General features: G+C 64.2%; 16 protein-coding genes. 2 read left to right on the top strand and 14 right to left on the bottom strand.

Going from position 1 to position 17,929, the window contains the following annotated elements; translation table 11 throughout:
* Positions 1-10: 10 nt before the first annotated feature.
* Both ampD and MWN76_RS05590 read right to left on the bottom strand, forming a co-directional pair.
* Positions 11-571, bottom strand: a complete 561-nt coding sequence (ampD, locus tag MWN76_RS05595; protein WP_250460035.1) for a 1,6-anhydro-N-acetylmuramyl-L-alanine amidase AmpD — start codon at positions 569-571, stop codon at positions 11-13.
* 278 nt (positions 572-849) lie between these two features.
* The gene (locus MWN76_RS05590; protein WP_250460033.1) at positions 850-3,174 is read right to left on the bottom strand and encodes a DUF1631 domain-containing protein; all 2,325 of its coding nucleotides are present in this window, start codon (positions 3,172-3,174) and stop codon (positions 850-852) included.
* Positions 3,175-3,491: 317 nt separating this feature from the next.
* Between MWN76_RS05590 and nadC the strand changes: the two genes are divergently transcribed.
* Positions 3,492-4,364 (top strand): carboxylating nicotinate-nucleotide diphosphorylase, encoded by an 873-nt coding sequence (nadC, locus tag MWN76_RS05585; protein ID WP_250460031.1) that lies wholly within the window; start codon positions 3,492-3,494, stop codon positions 4,362-4,364.
* Between the two features lie 63 nt (positions 4,365-4,427).
* Here nadC and MWN76_RS05580 read toward each other — a convergent pair whose 3' ends face one another.
* Positions 4,428-4,724, bottom strand: coding sequence for a sll1863 family stress response protein (locus MWN76_RS05580; RefSeq protein WP_250460029.1), 297 nt, complete (start codon positions 4,722-4,724; stop codon positions 4,428-4,430).
* A gap of 200 nt (positions 4,725-4,924) precedes the next feature.
* Between MWN76_RS05580 and MWN76_RS05575 the strand changes: the two genes are divergently transcribed.
* Positions 4,925-5,158, top strand: coding sequence for a hypothetical protein (locus MWN76_RS05575; protein ID WP_250460027.1), 234 nt, complete (start codon positions 4,925-4,927; stop codon positions 5,156-5,158).
* Positions 5,159-5,248: 90 nt separating this feature from the next.
* Here the strand turns inward: MWN76_RS05575 and MWN76_RS05570 are convergent, their stop codons facing one another.
* The 11 genes from MWN76_RS05570 to ccoO form a co-directional block, all read right to left on the bottom strand.
* The gene (locus tag MWN76_RS05570) at positions 5,249-6,799 is read right to left on the bottom strand and encodes a glycosyl hydrolase family 18 protein (protein WP_250460025.1); all 1,551 of its coding nucleotides are present in this window, start codon (positions 6,797-6,799) and stop codon (positions 5,249-5,251) included.
* 12 nt (positions 6,800-6,811) lie between these two features.
* Entirely contained in the window at positions 6,812-8,194 is a 1,383-nt protein-coding gene (locus tag MWN76_RS05565; RefSeq protein ID WP_250460023.1) for a methyltransferase family protein, read from the bottom strand.
* A gap of 132 nt (positions 8,195-8,326) precedes the next feature.
* On the bottom strand, positions 8,327-10,039 hold the full coding sequence (locus MWN76_RS05560; RefSeq protein ID WP_250460021.1) for a glycosyl hydrolase family 18 protein: 1,713 nt from the start codon (positions 10,037-10,039) through the stop codon (positions 8,327-8,329).
* A 440-nt stretch (positions 10,040-10,479) separates the two neighbouring features.
* A complete protein-coding gene (locus MWN76_RS05555) occupies positions 10,480-11,205 on the bottom strand; it encodes a sulfite exporter TauE/SafE family protein (RefSeq protein WP_250460020.1) in 726 nt (241 codons plus the stop codon).
* On the bottom strand, positions 11,206-11,400 hold the full coding sequence (gene ccoS, locus MWN76_RS05550) for a cbb3-type cytochrome oxidase assembly protein CcoS (RefSeq protein ID WP_250460019.1): 195 nt from the start codon (positions 11,398-11,400) through the stop codon (positions 11,206-11,208).
* Between the two features lie 12 nt (positions 11,401-11,412).
* Entirely contained in the window at positions 11,413-13,869 is a 2,457-nt protein-coding gene (locus tag MWN76_RS05545) for a heavy metal translocating P-type ATPase (protein ID WP_250460018.1), read from the bottom strand.
* A 37-nt stretch (positions 13,870-13,906) separates the two neighbouring features.
* Positions 13,907-14,437, bottom strand: coding sequence for a FixH family protein (locus MWN76_RS05540; RefSeq protein WP_250460017.1), 531 nt, complete (start codon positions 14,435-14,437; stop codon positions 13,907-13,909).
* A gap of 58 nt (positions 14,438-14,495) precedes the next feature.
* Positions 14,496-15,914 carry a cytochrome c oxidase accessory protein CcoG gene (gene ccoG, locus MWN76_RS05535; RefSeq protein WP_250460016.1) on the bottom strand — a complete coding sequence of 473 codons (1,419 nt, stop codon included), beginning with the start codon at positions 15,912-15,914 and terminating at the stop codon, positions 14,496-14,498.
* A gap of 216 nt (positions 15,915-16,130) precedes the next feature.
* A complete protein-coding gene (gene ccoP / locus MWN76_RS05530; protein WP_250460015.1) occupies positions 16,131-17,039 on the bottom strand; it encodes a cytochrome-c oxidase, cbb3-type subunit III in 909 nt (302 codons plus the stop codon).
* The gene (locus MWN76_RS05525; protein ID WP_250460014.1) at positions 17,036-17,296 is read right to left on the bottom strand and encodes a cbb3-type cytochrome oxidase subunit 3; all 261 of its coding nucleotides are present in this window, start codon (positions 17,294-17,296) and stop codon (positions 17,036-17,038) included. The genes ccoP and MWN76_RS05525 overlap by 4 nt, the downstream gene beginning before the upstream one ends.
* Before the next feature lie 14 nt (positions 17,297-17,310).
* The gene (gene ccoO, locus MWN76_RS05520) at positions 17,311-17,928 is read right to left on the bottom strand and encodes a cytochrome-c oxidase, cbb3-type subunit II (protein ID WP_250460013.1); all 618 of its coding nucleotides are present in this window, start codon (positions 17,926-17,928) and stop codon (positions 17,311-17,313) included.
* Position 17,929: the final 1 nt, after the last annotated feature.

The raw sequence follows: 17,929 nt of genomic DNA, 5'->3' as shown, positions 1-17,929 counted from the left end.
CAGCGCCGGGTCACTCGCAGACCTGGTCCAGGCCGCGATAGTAGCGCTGCCAGTCAAACCCGGGCCCGGGATCCAGTTTGCGACCGGGGGCGATATCGGAGTGGCCGGTGATATTGTCCCGGGTAATGCGCGGATACTCCGCCTGGATGGCGGCGGTGACCTCCGCCAGCGCTGCATATTGGGCGTCGGTGTAGGAATCGGTATCCAGCCCCTCGAGTTCGATGCCGATAGAAAAGTCATTGCAATTGCAGCGGCCGTTGAATTCGGATTGACCCGCGTGCCAGGCGCGGCGGTCGAGCGGCACATACTGGGTTACGACACCGTTGCGGTCGATCAGGATATGCGCGGAAACCCGCAGTGCGGCGATCTCGGCGAAATACGGATGGGCATCGATATCCAGCTGGCCGAGAAAGAAGGCGTCGATATGGGCGCCGCCATACTCGCCCGGTGGCAGGCTGATACAGTGGACCACCAGCAGGTCCACCGGGCAGCCCTCGGGCCGGTCGTTGCAATGCGGGCTGGGCACCCGGCGGGCGCCGGCCAGCCAGCCGGAATCCAATTGGTACTTCACGCTCGACTCCCATCTGCTCCGCAACCGCCGGCAGCGGTCGCTTCCGGTGGAATACCATTTTATGGAAGCGCCGACCGATATACCAATTGTCGCTCACGCGCGCCCGGTGCCGATGTCGATCCACGTTTCGCCAATATGCTCCACCACATACATCAGCGCCCCCTCAAAGAAAGGCTGTCGTGACAGATGGAAGTGGGATTTCGTCCGGAGTTGAACGACTCCGGGCAAAGCGGGCCCGTGTATGGCGCACGGGCCGCAGGGGAAATACGGGAATCCGGTTACTTATTCTCGCTGCGTTTTCTGCGCACGTTGCCGATCACCGACTGCAACGCGCGCTCGAACAGCATACCGTCATCCAGCGGCATCAGTTCGGCACCGCGCAGCGCATGCGCCAGGTCCAGGCGGGAGAATTCGGCCACCTTGGCGCCGTTGCGGTTGACGAAAATAAACTGGTCGATGTCCTTGATCACCGCGGCCAGGCGGCAGCGGAACTGTTCGTCATCGGAGCGCTTGAGTTCGAACCAGCTGCCCTGGGCCAGGCGGAACGTCATCTGCCAGTGCGGGTCGCTCTCCGGCAGCTCTCCCAGCCCCTGCTGTTCCTGCTCCGCGGCCGGTGCCACTTCGGCCTCGGCGACGGCCTGCTCCAATTCTTCCATCTGCGGTACCGAGACCACCTCGGCAACTTCCGGCGGCGGCTCCGCCACCTCTGCCTCGGGTCGTTCCCCGGCGGCCGCCGATTCGGCCTCGCGGCGCTCCTGCGCCAACTGGTCGCGGGCCCGCTGCTCGCGCTCGGCGGCCAGCTTCTGTGCCAGTGCGAAACGCTCGCGGTAGATTTCCTTCAGGCCCGCAAACAGGCCACGGGCCTCGAACGGGTTCATTGATACCGCCTCGACACCGGCGCGCAGGCGCTCCTGCAACGCGGGCAACAGCCCCAGCAATTGCTGGCGGCTGTCGGGCATCGGCGCCTGTACACTCCAGACCAGGTCGCGCGCGGTGCGCACATCGCGGCTCCAGGCTTCGCTCTCGGTGCCCTCTTTGACACAGGTCAGGAACAGCACATTGTTCCAGACCTTGTGCAGCCAGTCGTGCACCACCTCGGGCAATTCCCGCTCGGCGACCAGCGCGTCCATGACCGCGGCCACGCGCGCCCGCGCCGCCTGGGTCTTGGCGCGGCCATCCGCCTCGTCCACCACGCGGCGCTCCAGCATCTCGGCGCGCTTGCGCTCGCGGGTCATGAACTGGCGGAAACGCTCCAGCAGCGTCGCGAAGATATCGATATCCCGGTCGAACTCGCTCAACACCCGCTCGACCACCTGCCCCACTTCGCAGTAGAGCGGGTCGGACTCGTAGTCCTCGCCGGCCTGCCAGCCGGTGGCGGCGTCCGCCAGTTCGTTCAACAGTTTGCGCGCCGGGTGGCCACCCTTGCTGAAAAACGACTTGTCGGCAATGGCCACTTTCAGCAGCGGCAACTGCATGCGCCCCAGCTGCGCCTTGATCGGTTCGGCCAGGTTGCGATCCTCGAGAATGAACGAGAACAGCATTTCCACCAGCTTGATGATGTCACTGTCCACCTTGGCCAGAGACGCGGACTGCTTGGCATCCACCAGTCGCTGTTGCAACAGGCTCCCGACATTCAGCAATTGGATATCACCGGCATCCTGGTAATCCACATTCTGCTGCAGCTCGCCCAGGTGCCCGAGCAGGTCGCCGGACGGCATGGGCGCCAGCCCGGCCGTGGCCGGTAGCAACCCGGGAGAGTAACTGCCACCGCTGACACCGGCCTGGCCCATGCCCTGCCCCGCCGGGGCGGAAACACCCTGCGCGGAACCGCCCGCCGGCGCGGCATCGCCCTGCTGGTAACCGCCCTGCGGCGCCGCGGGGCGCTGCACCGCGCGCTGGCGAGCGACGCGGCGCTGCTCGCGCAGCGAGGGCAGCACACCCTGCTCTACCAGCAACTGGTTACACTGCTCGTAGAACTCCCGCAGGTTCAACATCACCACCTGCTCGAATTTCTTCAGCAGTACCAGGCGGGCGCGGATATGGATATCCAGCGGGCGAATCGCCTGGACGAAGGCCTCGCAGATGGCGTCGGGGCCGAGCGGATTGCTCTTTTCGTAAATCTTGACGGAGTAGAGGGTGTCGAGGCGCAGGCAGAGTTCGGTGACCGGTTCGGCAAAATCGCGCTTGGCGTTGGCGACCATGGTATCCGCGGCCACCAGCTGTTCCAGGTCGTCGTTGTGAACCAGGGAGAGATTGTCCGAGGCGAACGCCTCTTCGTCCCCGGCCTCCTGCGGCTGTACCTGGAAGGCGTCATCGATATTGTCGCCGAAGCGCTGGGCGACATTGCGCCGCTCCACCCGCAGCAGGCGCAGCGCCTGGAAGAGCCCGTCCTGCTCCTCCTGGCCGTGGGCCCGCTCCGCCATCGAGAAGAGCGAGTCGTCCACCTTGCCAAACAGCTGTTTGAACTGTTCCAGCAACCGGCCGCGCGCCTTTTCCCGCAGTGTCACCACTGCCGAAGCCAACGGCATGGTCCTGCGCGCCGAAGCGCCCTGGCTGCCGGCGCCCTTGTCCGACAGTGAAATCACATTGTTGGAATCGTTCATTTTCTGATCGCCCTGCGGGTACCCAGCCGGGACCCTGCGCAATTGATAGCGTGGAGCGCGCGCGCCCGGGCACGCCGCGGTAACCGACTGCTCTATCGGCCGCCGCAAAGACAGCGCTTTGCCGCGGAGAGTTTATCCGTAAGTACCTATTCTCAGACGCTTGCGGGCCACTGCGCAACTTCGGCAACCGGATTTGAGACGCCGGTCACAGGCATATTCGCCCGGCCCATCCCGGTTCCATACCCGGGGCCAACCGCGCGGCCGGACAGGGCGCCGTTTTGCGTTAAACTTGCCCCTCCGCAACAGAGGTTCCCCGCATGCAACCACAGGATACCGCCATCCCCGATATCACCGCCGACCTGCAGCGCGCCGTGCGCACGGCACTGGCCGAAGACCTGGGCAGCGGTGACATCACCGCACAGTTGATTCCCGCCGATCGCGAGGCCCGGGCAAGGGTCATTACCCGCGAGGACTGTGTTGTCTGCGGCCGCGCCTGGGTGGAAGAGGTGTTCCGCCAGTTGGACCCGGAACTGCAACTGACCTGGCACTGCGAAGATGGCGACCGCGTCGCAGCGGAGACGGTGCTTTTCGAACTGGCGGGCAACGCCCGCGCCATCCTGACCGGCGAACGCACGGCGCTGAACTTCCTGCAGACCCTGTCCGGCACCGCCACCACCGCGTCGCAATACGCCGAGCGCGTGGCGGCGGCGAACGCGGCGCACGGCACCAATATCAGGATCCTCGATACCCGCAAGACGATCCCGGGCCTGCGCAGCGCCCAGAAATACGCGGTGCTCTGCGGCGGTGGACACAATCACCGCATCGGCCTCTACGATGCCTTCCTGATCAAGGAAAACCATATCGCCGCGGCCGGCGGTATTGGCAACGCCATCGCCCAGGCGCGCCGCATCAAACCGGGCGCACTGGTGGAAGTGGAGGTGGAGAACCTGGAGGAGCTGCGACAGGCATTGGACGGCGGTGCCGAGGTGATCATGCTGGACGAGTTCAGCGATACAGACACCCGCTCCGCACTGGAGCTGGCCCGCGGCCGAGCCAGGATCGAGATCTCCGGCAGCGTCGACAGCGAGCGGCTGCAGCAGCTGGCCGGGCTGGATGTGGATTACATCTCCTCCGGCAGCCTGACCAAGCACCTGCGCGCCATCGACCTGTCGTTGCGGATCGATCTCTGAGTAGCGCGACGCCGGACCGGGGCGACACGTCTTTCGCCCGCCGGCCCGGCTGCCGCCGCGGGCTCAACGCATACGGTCGCGGGCGCGGTCGATGGACTGCTTCAGCTCACCCCAGGCGTTTTCGACGCCGGCCTTCATCTCCTGCCAGGCATCGCCGCTCTGCTCCTGCATGTGGTTCACTTTTTCCTGCAGCGCATCGCGCTTGGTGCGCAGATCCTTGAGCTGGTCCCGGTACTTGACCTCCGCGTCGGCCCCCGCCTCCTCGGCCTTCGCCTGGAGCTTTTCGATTTCCGCGTTCCACTCCTTCAATCGCGCATCCATCTTTTTGCGATAGGCCGTCTTCTCTTTGCGTTCGTTCATGGCTGGATACCTCGGTAATGACTGCATACTCCCAAAGTGTAGAAGCATCCGCCAAATGTCGACGGTTCTTCTATGCTTTGACTGGAAGCATCCATGAACTGGTGCACGGCCTCGCGCAGAAAGTGCCATCCAGCGCGAAACAGTGCACCACCCCGCCCGGCGGCGCAGCGCGCCGCGCCGGGAAAAAACGGAGACCGGTCATGAACCAGTGCGAAACCTGCGGCAACCAGTACGACAAGACGATGGAAATCACCATCGGCAATGAATCCCATACCTTCGATAGTTTCGAGTGCGCAATCCAGGCACTGGCGCCCCGCTGCGACCAGTGCAATACGCGTATTCTCGGCCACGGCACCGAGGCCGAGGGCAAATATTACTGCTGCGCCCACTGTGCGGCGCGCGCCGGTCACGACGAGATAATCGACCGGAGCTGAAGCGACCAAACGTACAGCCCGGCTTGCATCCACTATTGAAAACGGGGCCCGCAGGCCCCGTTTCGGTACAGCGAATCAGTGGTTTATCCGCTACGGCAGGTTGTGCACATGGCTGCCCACCGGCCCGGAGAAGATACCGCCGTCGTGCATATCCCAGTTGATGGACCAGGTCATGACGCCGTTGAAATCCGGATAGGCCTGGCCCGGGGTCAGTGAACCGCAGTTGGCCAGCGCCGTCAGGCAGTCCAGGGCGCGGTTGATATCCGCGGTGGTCGCCTGGCCACTGCCGGCGGAGCTGGGCCCGGACGGCAGCCCCAGGGCCACCTGCTCCGGCGCCAGGCCATCGAAGTAGCCGGCCGAGCCGCCGCCCAGCGGGAAGCCCTCGATCAGCATCAGTGCCGACGCAACCATCATGTCCACCGATCCGGCCGGGTAGGCCTGGGCATTGTATGGCGTCGACAGGCCGCCGTTGTTGTACAGCTGCACGTGCAGCAGGTCCAGTTCGTTGCGCAGCTGGTCGATCATCGGCAGGTAGGCGCCCCAGATGCCGGTGTAGGCCACGTAACCGCCCTGCACATAGGGATGCTCCGGCGCCATGGACAGATACATATCCGGGTACTGCTGCTTGAGCTGCCGGACCGCATCCACCAGGTTCTGCACCACCGGCGCACCGTGCATGACACCGGCACCGGATTCCAGGTCGATATCGATACCGTCGAAGCCATACTCGTCGATCATCGCCGCGGTGCTGGCGACAAAGTTGTCGACGTTCTGCTGGCTGTTCAGCGTCACGGTGCCATTCTGGCCGCCAAACGACACCACGACGATCTTGCCCTCGGCCCGCTTGGCCGCGATATCGTCGATAAACTGCTGCTTATCGAGACCCGGATCCAGGTTGAAGGCCACATTGCCATTGCCGGCGTCATCGGCAAAGGCCACCACGATCACGTCCCAGACATCGGACACCTCGCTGATGCGGTAGAGACCGGAGCCGTTGTCGAAGTTGTGCCAGTAACCCACCAGCGCGTGGTCCGGCAGCAGACCGCTGTTGCCGCCGCCGGAACTGCCGGAGGAACTCGACGAGCTGCTCGAGGAACCGCCCGAAGAGCTGCTGGAACTGCCACCGCCGGAACAGTCCCCGACCTGGCTCCAGGCGTCCTGCCAGTGGGCGCCCTCGCCCGGCGCATAGGCCCAGGCCGCGTCGGACGAGCACCAGCCGGCGATATCGCAGCGGAATTCCAGGCCGACATTCTGTACCAGCTCGCCGGCGGCGTAGGCGGTACCGGCCACATACTGCGGCGCATCGCAGCTGCCGCCACTGCCTCCGGAAGAGGACGAAGAACTGGAGGAAGAAGAGCTGGAAGAAGAAGAGCTCGACGAGGAGCTGGAAGAGGAACTGGAACTACCGGAACCATCGCAGGCACCGTCGTATGCCCATACATCCCAGGTACCGGAGTTGGTCGCCGGGTTCTCGGCCTGGGTCCACCAGTTGGCGGTGTAGGCGTTGGAGAGATGCTGAACACTGTCGCCGCCGACATAGACGGCGGACTCTTGCCAGTCGGGCAGGCTGCTGCAGTCCACCGCCGCGGCCCTGGCCGCGACGAGGCTCAGGGCAGCGACGCCCAGCCATAACATTTTCATCGTTTCGATTCCTTAATCTGTCGCCAGCCCCGCCGCCGGTGGCCGCGCGGGCTGGTCGGAAGTCTGTCCGGGCAGGTTGAACAGGCGCCCGGGATTGAATCGCAACAGCGGGAACCAGCGGCCGACAAACGCAAACAGGCCCCGCTGCTCGATATAGCGCGCATAGGCGACATAGTCCGGATCCCAGGACAGGTGTCGCTCTTCGGTGCGCGCGCGCATGAAGTAAACAAAATTCACCAACAGGAGTAACAGCGACTGGCGCACCGCTTCGGAACCACTGCCGCTCACCATGAACGGCATGGAGATCATCCACCAGGACAGGTTCTTGCTCACGTATGCCGGGTGCTTGGTATAGCGATAGGGGCCGTTGGTCAGGATCCCCCGGTGCGTCAGGTTGGAAAAGCGGATCCCGAAGGGGATACTCGCCCAGACATAGATCGCAATCAGCAGCAGGATCGCCGCACCCCAGATTCCATACATCACCGGCGTACTCCAGAACCAGTAGCCCCAGGCCGGCCCCTGGTCGTATTTCAGGTAAGTGCCGGAAAAGGTGCTCCAGAACGGCTGGTAGCTGATCAGCGCCACACCCCAACCGAGAAAACTCGGTTCGGCACTGCGGATATGGGAGTCGAACAACCGCAGGGTGCAGACATACCCCACCGTCACGTACAGCAAGTCGATGTAGTAGAGAAAGTTGAAGGTGAAATCGAACACCGCCTTGAAATTGCCCGCCATGCGGGCGAAATCAAAATTCAGCAGTGTGGTCAGGTTGTTGCCCAGGTAGACAAACATCAGCGGCAGGAAGAACAGTTTTACCAGCCAGCCGAGGAACAGCTGCCCGATGGCACGACCGTCGGCAACGCGGCCACTGTTGTCCCGGCTGCGTCCCAGCAACCAGTTGCCCAGCTGCCAGTAGGCGTCCTTCGGTTTTTGCATATGGCCGTCGAGCCAGTAGAAATACGGCACCGCCAGCAACAGCCACCAGGGCAACACGGCTTTCACTACCGCGTAATAATTGTCGTAAAAGGAGCCGTGATATTCCGGAAAGAGCCAGTAGACCAGTGCCACCAGCCCCACCGTGCAGTAAAAGCCCAACAGCTTGACCGCGGTGCGGTTGGCACTGCCCCGCTTGCGCGGCGCGCTGAAATCCAGCCCCGCCGACGGGTTGCGGTAGGGCTTCAGGAACAGCCACTCCAGCAACACGATCGGCAGCGCCAGTGCCACACAGACCACCACCAGGCCGGCAGTACGAGATGGCAACTGCTGGCCGTATTCGCGCAACCAGACCACCGCCAGTAGCGAAATCGCGAGGGCGACGGTATTGATCAACACGCTGGTAGGCGCCTTCGGGCAGGCGACGGCTTGCGCCGTCGCGGGCTTTTTATTCTTTTTCATATCACGGCCGGTAACCAGTAGTTATTTTCGGGGCTCGGCCTGTGGCCTTAAGAGGACTCAGGGGCGATCCTGCTACCGGAGGCCTTCACCTCGGACTCTCAGTTGTTCCCGAGTCCCGAGTCCCGACTAAAGTTACTGATTACTGTGCATGGCTTCAATCAGCTCGCCGTCGGTGGTGTCCCCGGTCAGTTCCCAGAAGAAGGAGCCGCCCAGGTTTTCATCGGCGATGTACTGCATCTTGCCGGCGATGGTGGACGGGGTGTCGTAGCTCCACCAGTTATTGCCGCAGTGGGCATAGGCGGTGCCGGCGACGGTGCCGGTGGACGGACAGGTGTTTTTCAACACTTTGTAGTCCTCGATACCCGCCTCGTAGGTGCCGGGGGCCGCGCCGGTGGCTGCGCCGCCCGGTGCCGACTGGCTGACGCCGGTCCAGCCGCGGCCGTAGAAACCGATTCCCAGGTTCAGCTTGCTCGCCGGAACGCCCTTGTTCTTCAACGCCTGGATGGCGTAGTCAGAATAGAAGCCCGGTTGCGGAATCGAGACGAAATCGGTCAGGGCCGAATGCGGTGCGGTGGGGCCGTCCGCGTCAAATGCGCCGAAGAAGTCATAGGTCATAACGTTGTAGAAGTCGACATACTGCGCCGCACCGGCGTAATCCGCCGAATCGATCTTGCCACCCGCGGTGCCGTCGGCAGTGATGGCCGCAGTGACCAGCTCATCGCCGAAGCGCGCGCGCATCGCCGCCATCATGTCGGTCAGAGCAGAATAGCCGCTGTTGTCACAGCTCAGGCCACAGGCATTGGGGTACTCCCAGTCCAGGTCGATGCCGTCGAAGACGCCGTCCCAGCGCGGGTCGTGGATCAGGTTGTAGCAGGACTCCGCAAACGCTTCCGGATTCTGCGCCGCCTGGCCGAAACCGCCGGACCAGGTCCAGCCGCCGAAGGACCACAGCACCTTGATGTGCGGGTACATTTCCTTGAGCTTGCGCAGCTGGTTGAAGGAACCGCGCAGTGCGCCGGTGTCCCAGGTATCGGCCACGCCGTCGACACTCTCGGCCGCGCTGTAGAAACGGTCGTAATCCGCGTAGGAGTCGCCGATGGTGCACTGGCCATTCTGCACATTGCCGAAGGCGTAGTAGATATGGGTCAGCTTCTCGGCAGAACCGCTGGTGACAATGTCTTTCACGTGGTAGTCGCGGTCGTACACGCCCCACTCGACAAAGTAACCGCCCAGGCGCTCGCCGCCGCTGCTGGAACCGCCGCCAGAGGAGGAAGAACTGCTGGAAGAAGAGGAGGAGCTGCTCGAGGAACCGCCGGAAGACGACGAGGAGCTGCCGGAACAGGCACCGAGATTGTCCCAGACACCATATTCACCGCTCTGGCTGGGATCCTCGCCCTGGGTCCACCACTGGGCCTCATACTCGGTGTTCTGGTGCTGCACATGGTCACCGCCGACATAGACGCTCGCCGCATCCCACGCCGGCAGGCCGGCACAGTCGCCGCCGCCGGAAGAGGAGCCACCGGAGGAAGAGGAACTGCTGGAGGAAGAGCTGCTGGAACTGGACGTGGAGCCGCCGGAGGAGGAACCGCCATCGCAGGCTCCCAGGTCGCTCCAGGCCTCGGTCCAGGCCCAGCCGGCACCCGGTTCATAGGCACCGCCCTGGCTGCACCAGCCGCCCACATCGCAGCGATAGGCCACCGAATTGTTCTGTACTATGTTGCCCGTGCTGTAAGCCGAGCCGTCCACATAAACCTGGACGCCGCCACAATCGTAGGCGTAGCCGTACCCGGCAAAGAGGCCGAGCAGCATCAACGCCGCCAGTTGCAAAGGACGCACTATTTTCATGATTGTCACCGTTATTGTTGGAATGGATTCCGAAACAGGTCGACGGCGACAACCGGCAATAGCCCCGTAACGCCGTGCGCCGCGACCCCACAGCCGCTGTATTCTCGATACCGCCCAGCGCGCCGTGTCGATGCGAAAGTACAAATGACTGCGCCGGCAGCGGATTACCTGTCGCCCGCGCAGACAGCGCTGTCATCAAAAATGATAACGCTGTCATCCGTACGCTCCTGAAGATAGCGGCAATTGACTTTTGGTGCCAGACGGCAGATGGGCAGAAGTGCTACACACTACTCAGAATCAGGTGAAAATCTGCGCCCGATTACGCGCGATTACAGGCGGATGGCGCAACAATCAACTTTCTGTCGATAGTCGTGCACGGCTTTACGGCGAAGCTTCACAGTGACAAATGCCCACAAAAATGAAAATAGCGCCAGACCCGATCAGTGGTGGTGGTGTTGATCCGCTTCGGAAGATTGCGGCGCCATTTCCATCGCGCCGTGGCCGGCGTGGGCACCGTGGCCCATGGCCCCCCACAGCGTCCACAGCCCGAACAGCAGTATCGCGGCCGCAAACAACAGCCGTACCGCCGGCCGCTGCACGAAGCCGCGCACTTTCGACGCCGCCGCGCCGGTGGCAAACATGGCCGGCACGGTACCCAGCCCGAACGCCAGCATCGCCAGCGCCGCGCGCAGGCTGCTGCCCTGCGCCAGGGCAAAGGTGAGCGCGCTGTAGACCAGGCCGCAGGGCAACCAGCCCCAGATCGACCCCAGCGCCAGCGCCTGGGGCGCGGAGCGCACCGGCAGCAGCTTCGCCGACAACGGTTGCAGGTAGCGCCAGAGATGGGCCCCCCCCTTCTCCAGCCACACCAACCCGCGCCACCAGCCGGCAATATAGAGCGCCATGGCGACCAGCATGAAACCGGCCAACAGCCGCAGCGGGGTCAGCGCCGGCAGGGCCGCGGCACCCAGGGCACCGGCCAGCGCGCCCATCAGGGTATAGCTGCCGACGCGTCCGACGGAGTAGCCCGCCAACTGCCCCCAGGCGGTTCTCTGGCCCGGCACGGCCATCCCCAGGGCGCCGGCGATACCGCCGCACATACCGATACAGTGGCTACTGCCGAGAAAACCGATCGCCAGCGCCGCGGCGACGAACCCCCACTCACCCATCTAGCACTCCCCCGCCCCGTCACCGTCGCTGTCCTCGCGACGAGCCTCTGCGGGTTCGTCATCGTCAAACAGGATGCGCCGCCCCTCGGTCTCCAGGTCGTCGTACTGGCCGTTGTTGACGGCCCAGAAAAACAGCTTGACCGCGGTGGCGACGAAGATGATGGCGATCGGGATCAGGAAGTAGAGGCTATCCATGTTCGAGTACCGCTAACTGGAAGAGAGGGGGCCTTCGGCCTGCCCCTCATTCCCGGCTTCTCTCTCACGGGAGAGGGGGGCATCGTGACGGGACAGGCGCAGCGCATTCAGCACCACCACCAGCGAACTGATCGACATACCGATGGCCGCCGCCCAGGGCGGTACCAGGCCAAAGACTGCCAGCGGCAGTGCCAGCGCATTGTACCCCAGCGCCCAGACCAGGTTCTGGCGCACGATTGTACGGCAGCGACGCGCCAGCGCCACCGCCTGCCACAGCACGCGCAGGTCGCCGCTCAGCAGGATGGCATCGGCGCGCGACTGGGCCAGGTCGGCGGCGGACATCATCGCCACCGAGGCGTCGGCGCCGGACAGCACCGGCACATCGTTGAGACCGTCGCCGACCATCAGCACCCGCTCGCCATCCCGCTGCAGCTGCTGCAGGTGTTCGAGCTTGTGTTCCGGCGAGGCGCCGGCGCGCCAGTGCCCGATACCGGCGGCTGCCGCCAGCCGCTGCACTTCGCCGGACTGGTCGCCGCTCAGCAGCTCTACCGCCAGGCCCGCGCGTTCCAGTCCGGCCACCGCATCCCGCGCCGAGGTGCGCAGCCGATCGCCGAGGGCGATCCAGGCCAGCGGCCCGCTGGCATCCGCCAGCAGCAGCCACTGCCCCTCCTCTTGCGGCACCGCCGGTGGCCGGCTGGCGGCGAAATCCGAGCGCCCGAGCCGGTAATCCACACCGTCGACGCATCCCTCCAGACCGAGTCCCGTATGCACCTGGACATCGACAGCATGCAGATTGCCCCTCCAGGCGCGAAACGCCCTGGCCAGCGGGTGGTCGGTGCGGGACTCCAGCGCCGCGGCGATATCCACCACCCGCTGCTCGGCGACGCCGTCGCGCAGCGGTTGAACCTGCAGAATGCGCGGCTCGCCGCGGGTCAGGGTGCCGGTCTTGTCGAATACGGTCCGGGTCAGCCGCGGCAGTGTCTCCAGCAACTGGCCGCCGGCCACCAGCAGCCCCAGTTGCTGCAGTCGCAGTGTCGCCGCCGCCAGTGCCGCCGGCGTGGCCAGTGACAACGCGCAGGGGCAGGTCACCACCAGTACCGACAGTGCCACCCAGAAGGCCCGCGACGGGTCCAGTTGCCACCAGACTGCGAAAGCCACCAGCGCCGCACACAGCACCAGGCCCACAAACCAGCCGGCGACGCGGTCGGCCAGCGCCACCTGCCGCGGCTTCTCCAGTTGCGCCCGTTCCACCAGCCGCTCGATGGCCGACAGGCGGGTGGAACTACCGGCGGCGGTGACCCGCACCGTCAGGCTCGAGTCGCCGTTGACGCTGCCGGCGTAGACCCGGCTGCCCCGGGATTTGGGCTGCAGCGCCGACTCGCCGCTCAACAGTGACTCGTCCACGCCGCTGCGCCCTTCGATCACCTCGCCGTCGGCGGCGATGGTCTCCCCCGGGCGCAGCAGGATCCGGTCCCCCACCGCCAGTGCGGCCACCGGTACGGATTCGAGCCGCTGGCCGTCGACGCGGTTGGCGGTCAGCGGCAGCAACTGCGCCAGGCCGCCGCTGGCGAGACCGGCGCGGTGGCGCGCACGCATCTCCACGGTGCGGCCCAGCAGCAGGAAAAAGGTGAACATGGAGATGGATTCGAAATACACCTCGCCGGTATTGAACACGGTGGCGTAAAAACTGGCGCCGTAGGCGAGGCCGATGGCCAGCGAAACGGGTACGTCCATACTCAGGTGGCGGCCGCGCAGGCTGCGCAGCGCGGCACTGAAGAACGGCCGCGCCGCATAGAGGACCACCGGCGTGGCCACCAGCAGCGAGACCCAGCGCAGGTAGCGCTGCAGCTCGCCGTCGATACCGGAGCTGGCACCGAAATAGAGGGCGATCGCGAACATCATCACCTGCATGGTGCCGAGACCGGCCACGCCCAGGCGACGCAGCGCCGCGCGGCGCTCGCTCTGCAGCAGTTGCTCGCTGTTGGCGGCGGTGGCCGGCGCCGGCCGGTAGCCGATCCGCGCCAGTTCGGCGAACAGTTGCGCCGGGCGGATTTTTCCCGGGTCGAAGCCGACGCGTGCGCGCTGGGTACTGGCGTTGACGGAAACCCGCTCGACACCGTCCAGTTGTCCCAGGTGTTTCTCGATCAGCCACACGCAGGCGGCACAGGTGATACCGCCCACCAGCAGGCCGGCCACTTTGCGCCCGTCTTCGCCGTCGTGCACAAATTGCCGCTGCACTTCCACGAGATCGTAGGCGGCCCACTGGCTGTCGCGGGATTCTGTCTCGGGCCGCTCGCTGCGGCTGTCGCGGAAGCGGTAGAAATTGTCCAGCCCACCGGCCACGATGGCGCCCGCCACCGCCTCGCACCCCGGACAGCACATTGGCCGTTCGGCGCCGTCGATGACAACCGAGTGGCGGCTGCCGGCGGGGACCGGCAGGCCGCAGTGGAAGCAGGCGGTGGCAGTCATGACTGGCGCGGTTCGCTCATCGATCGGGCAACCCCGCTCACGGCCGCCGCACGGCGGGATTCAGCGGCGCGGCGTGCCCCAGGTCGAAATTGATCTCGCCCTTGAGGCGCCACTCGGCGTCCAGGTGCTTCTGCGGACTCAATTCCGGCATCAGGCGCAGGTACCAGCGGTGCTGCAGCGCGCCGGGCACGGTTCCGGTGTAGTGGCCACCGCCGGTCAGCTCCAGCAGGATATGGCGGTCCATATCCTCCTCCACCGGGTGGCTCATGGTCAGCAGCAGTTTTTCCGGGTAATCCAGTTCGCCGTCCAGGTCCAGCGTGACCACATTGTCCGCGCGCCGGAACTGCAGCATGCCGGCGAGCCCCAGCGCGCGGGCGCGCTCGTCCTGCTCCGCGGTGTAGTGATACATGCGGCTGTCTTTGTAGTAGGTATCACTGACGGTGTCGTCGGCGTGGCGCACGGCGATGGTGACCATGATGCTCGAGGCCACCAGGGTCAGGATCAGCGGGAAGAGGACCACCCAGAGCCAGAATTCGCGGTACCAGGGTTTGTTGGATTCTTCGGTCATTGTGTTTATCTTGATTTCAGTGCTCACTTCGGCAGGGCGCGACGCGCGGGCCCGGCAATTACCGCTCGGGCCCGATAAATACCGTCTGGTGCCGGTCCATCAGCTCCGGTTTGTCCACTGCCTGCACGACGATGTGGATATCGTGCTTGGTGGTTTGCAGTTGCTCCTTGGGCACACTCACGCGAATCGGCACCGCGTAGATCTCGCCGGCCTGCAGGTAGATCTCGCGCGGCCTCCGCAGTGAGTAGTCGTAGCCGGGCTCGCCCTCGATGCGAATGGAAAACTCGTGCGGCGCCTGGTCCATATTGTTGATTTTGACGGTATAGACGTTCTGGATATCCCCGCGGTACTCGCGGAACATGCGCGCGCCGCGATCGCGCAGCACCTCCGCCTCGATCGGGCTGCGGGTCACCACCTGCTGCGCGAACAGACCGATCATCGCCGCCAGCACCAGCGCGTAGCCGAACAGGCGCGGGCGCAGGTAGTTGGTCTTGCCGGTCTCCAGCTCGTCTTCGGACGTGAAGCGGATCAGGCCGCGGGGGTATTCCATCTTGTCCATGACGCTGTTGCAGGCGTCGACACAGAGACCGCAGTTGATGCACTCGTACTGCATACCGTCGCGGATATCGATATCCACCGGGCACACCTGTACGCACCAGTAACAGTCGATGCAGTCGCCCATGCCCTCGGCGCGGTAGTCGATACCCTTCTTGCGCGGACCGCGCGTCTCCCCGCGCCTGGCGTCGTAGTAGACCGCGAGCGTGTCCTTGTCGTACATCACCGACTGGAAGCGCGCGTAGGGGCACATGTACTTGCACACCTGCTCGCGCATAAAACCGGCATTGAAATAGGTGGCAAAGGTAAAGAAGGCCACCCAGAAAACGCCCTGCGGGTGGGCCTGGAACCGCGCCAGGTCCAGGACCAGGTCGCGAATACCGTAAAAGTACCCGACGAACGCCAGCGCCGTGGCCAGGGAGATAAAGAGCCAGATGGCGTGGGTGCCGCCCTTGCGCAGCACCTTCTCCAGGCTCCAGGGCGCCGCATCCAGTTTCATGCGTTTGTTGCGATCGCCCTCGCAGACCCGTTCCGCCCAGATAAACATCATGGTCCAGACCGTCTGCGGGCAGGTGAAACCGCACCACACCCGGCCCAGCCAGGTGGTGACCGCAAACAGTGCAAAGGCGGCGATGATCAGTAGCCAGGCCAGCAGGAAGCCGTCCTGGGGACCGAAGGAAGTCCAGAAGATATGGAATTTGCGCGTCGGCAGGTCGAACAGTACGGCCTGGCGGCCCTCGATATTCAACCAGGGGAGAAAAAAGAAACCGAGCAGCAGCGGCAGGCCGGTGTATTTGCGGACACGGGTATAGAGACCGCGGATATGGCGGATATAGACCTTGTCCTCGGACTCGTACAACATCCGGTAGCGGACTTCCCCGCCGCCGTCCTGTTCTTCCACCGTTGGAATTTTATCGCTCACGAAACCTCACCTTGCCCCGGCCGCAAAACGGCGAGCGGGCAGATCTTATTGCATGAGGCCTTTCTTTTTCTTCCCTGTACGCCGCAATCCATTTTCGGGCTGGCGATAGGCGGGCTGTGCTGTGACCGTCTTGCAATACTGTCGCAAGCGAGCCGCCTTCCGTAGCGGTTGCCCGCCTATCGTCCTGCCAATTAGTGATTCATCACTGTGGATCGATCACTGTTCCACTTCTTCCTGCCGCGACAGGCTGTAGACATAGGCCGCCACCAGGCGGATCTTGTCCTCGCGCAGCTTGTCCGCCTGCGAAGGCATCTCATTCTTGCGACCGCTGCGGATGGTGTGGCGGATCTGCTCGCGGCTGCTGCCGTAGAGCCAGATATTGTCGGTCAGGTTGGGCGCGCCCATGGCCTGCTTGCCCTTGCCGTCCGCGCCGTGGCAGGCCATGCAGACGGTGCCGAAGATTTCCTTGCCCTCGGCCGCCATGGCCGGATCATGCTCCAGACCATTCAGTGCCAGTACATACTCGGCCGCGTTCTTGACGCCCTCTTCGCCGATCACCGGCCCTTGGGGCGGCATCAGGCCCTTGCGCCCTTCGTGCAGCGTCTCCAGGATTTTGTCGGGCGTGCCGCCGTGCAGCCAATCGTTGTCGGTCAGGTTGGGAAAGCCGTAGTTGCCGCCGCCGTCGGCACCGTGGCAGACAGCGCAGTTGTTGGCAAAAATCCGCGCGCCCATTTTCAGTGCCTCGCGGTTTTCCGCGATCTGTTCGATGGGCATTTCCACGTATTGGCCGTAGGTCTCGTCAAACTCGGCGCGGGCCTCGGCCTGGTGGCGCTCCAGCTGGCCCACGGAAGTCCAGCCGCCAAAGCCCTTGAAGTTACCCAGGCCCGGGTAGATGGCCAGGTAGATGCCGGTGAAGACCAGCGTGGCCACGAACAGCATGAACCACCATTTCGGCAGCGGGTTGTCGTATTCCTCGATGCCGTCGTAGACATGGCCGGTGGTCTTGTTCTCGGGATCCTGCTGGTCGTCCACCGCCACCTTGCGGTTGGCGAACAGCACCCAGGTGATCAGTGCCAGGTTGGTGAGAGTGAGCACAATAACCCACACACTCCAGAATGTACTCATTGTTTGTCCTGCCCCTTTTTGTCGGTCCCGGCGGAGTCGCTGTCCGCAGACGGGCCCTTGTCTTCTGTCGATGCTTCGTCGCTGTTCTTGTCGGCGCGCCGCGCCGAGCGCTCGGATTTCTCCTCATCGGCGAACGGCAGCATGGCGTCCTCCTCGAAGCGTTTCTTGCGCTTGGGCGAGAAGGCCCACCAGCAGACGCCGAGGAAAGCCAGGGCCCCGAGGACGACGGCGATTTCCCGCAAAGTATTGATATCCAAGAGCTGCTACTCCGTTAGCGTTTCTGCTGAACCAGCACACCCAGTTGCTGCAGGTAAGCCACCAGGGCATCGATTTCCTTCACCCGCCCGCCGACGAAGGGCTCGCCGGCATTGGCGATATCCTCATCGGTATAGGGCACACCGGCGGCGCGCAGGGCGCGCATCTTGGCCGCGGTGTGCTCGCCGGTGACCACATTGTCAAACAGCCACGGATAGGCCGGCATGATGGATTCCGGCACGACGTTGCGCGGGTTGTACAGGTGGGCGCGGTGCCACTCGTCGGAGTAGCGGTCGCCGACCCGCGCCAGGTCCGGACCGGTGCGCTTGGAGCCCCACAGGAAGGGGTGCTCGTAGACATACTCCTGGGACATGGAGTAGTGGCCGTAGCGCTCCACTTCCGCGCGCAGCGGGCGCACCATCTGCGTGTGGCACACGTGGCAGCCCTCGCGGATATAGATATCGCGCCCTTCCAGCACGATCGGCGGCAGCGGCTTCAGGCCGGCTACCGGCTCCTTGTTCGCCTCGACAAAGAACTGCGGGACGATTTCCACCAGGGCGCCGAAACTGATGGCAATACAGGTGAATACGATCAGAATGCCGACGTTTTTTTCTACTATGTCATGGTTTTTCACG

Origin of the sequence: Microbulbifer litoralis (genome assembly GCF_023634065.1) — a bacterium.
Lineage (GTDB): Bacteria > Pseudomonadota > Gammaproteobacteria > Pseudomonadales > Cellvibrionaceae > Microbulbifer > Microbulbifer litoralis.
This window is presented reverse-complemented; position numbering and strand designations above follow the sequence as displayed.

What these genes read in the sequence shown, in the direction of transcription:
- MWN76_RS05590 (WP_250460033.1), bottom strand. Translation starts at nt 3,174, where the DNA reads ATGAACGATTCCAACAATGTGATTTCACTGTCGGACAAGGGCGCCGGC.
- nadC (WP_250460031.1), top strand. Translation starts at nt 3,492, where the DNA reads ATGCAACCACAGGATACCGCCATCCCCGATATCACCGCCGACCTGCAG.
- MWN76_RS05580 (WP_250460029.1), bottom strand. Translation starts at nt 4,724, where the DNA reads ATGAACGAACGCAAAGAGAAGACGGCCTATCGCAAAAAGATGGATGCG.
- MWN76_RS05575 (WP_250460027.1), top strand. Translation starts at nt 4,925, where the DNA reads ATGAACCAGTGCGAAACCTGCGGCAACCAGTACGACAAGACGATGGAA.
- MWN76_RS05570 (WP_250460025.1), bottom strand. Translation starts at nt 6,799, where the DNA reads ATGAAAATGTTATGGCTGGGCGTCGCTGCCCTGAGCCTCGTCGCGGCC.
- MWN76_RS05565 (WP_250460023.1), bottom strand. Translation starts at nt 8,194, where the DNA reads ATGAAAAAGAATAAAAAGCCCGCGACGGCGCAAGCCGTCGCCTGCCCG.
- MWN76_RS05560 (WP_250460021.1), bottom strand. Translation starts at nt 10,039, where the DNA reads ATGAAAATAGTGCGTCCTTTGCAACTGGCGGCGTTGATGCTGCTCGGC.
- MWN76_RS05555 (WP_250460020.1), bottom strand. Translation starts at nt 11,205, where the DNA reads ATGGGTGAGTGGGGGTTCGTCGCCGCGGCGCTGGCGATCGGTTTTCTC.
- ccoS (WP_250460019.1), bottom strand. Translation starts at nt 11,400, where the DNA reads ATGGATAGCCTCTACTTCCTGATCCCGATCGCCATCATCTTCGTCGCC.
- MWN76_RS05545 (WP_250460018.1), bottom strand. Translation starts at nt 13,869, where the DNA reads ATGACTGCCACCGCCTGCTTCCACTGCGGCCTGCCGGTCCCCGCCGGC.
- MWN76_RS05540 (WP_250460017.1), bottom strand. Translation starts at nt 14,437, where the DNA reads ATGACCGAAGAATCCAACAAACCCTGGTACCGCGAATTCTGGCTCTGG.
- ccoP (WP_250460015.1), bottom strand. Translation starts at nt 17,039, where the DNA reads ATGAGTACATTCTGGAGTGTGTGGGTTATTGTGCTCACTCTCACCAAC.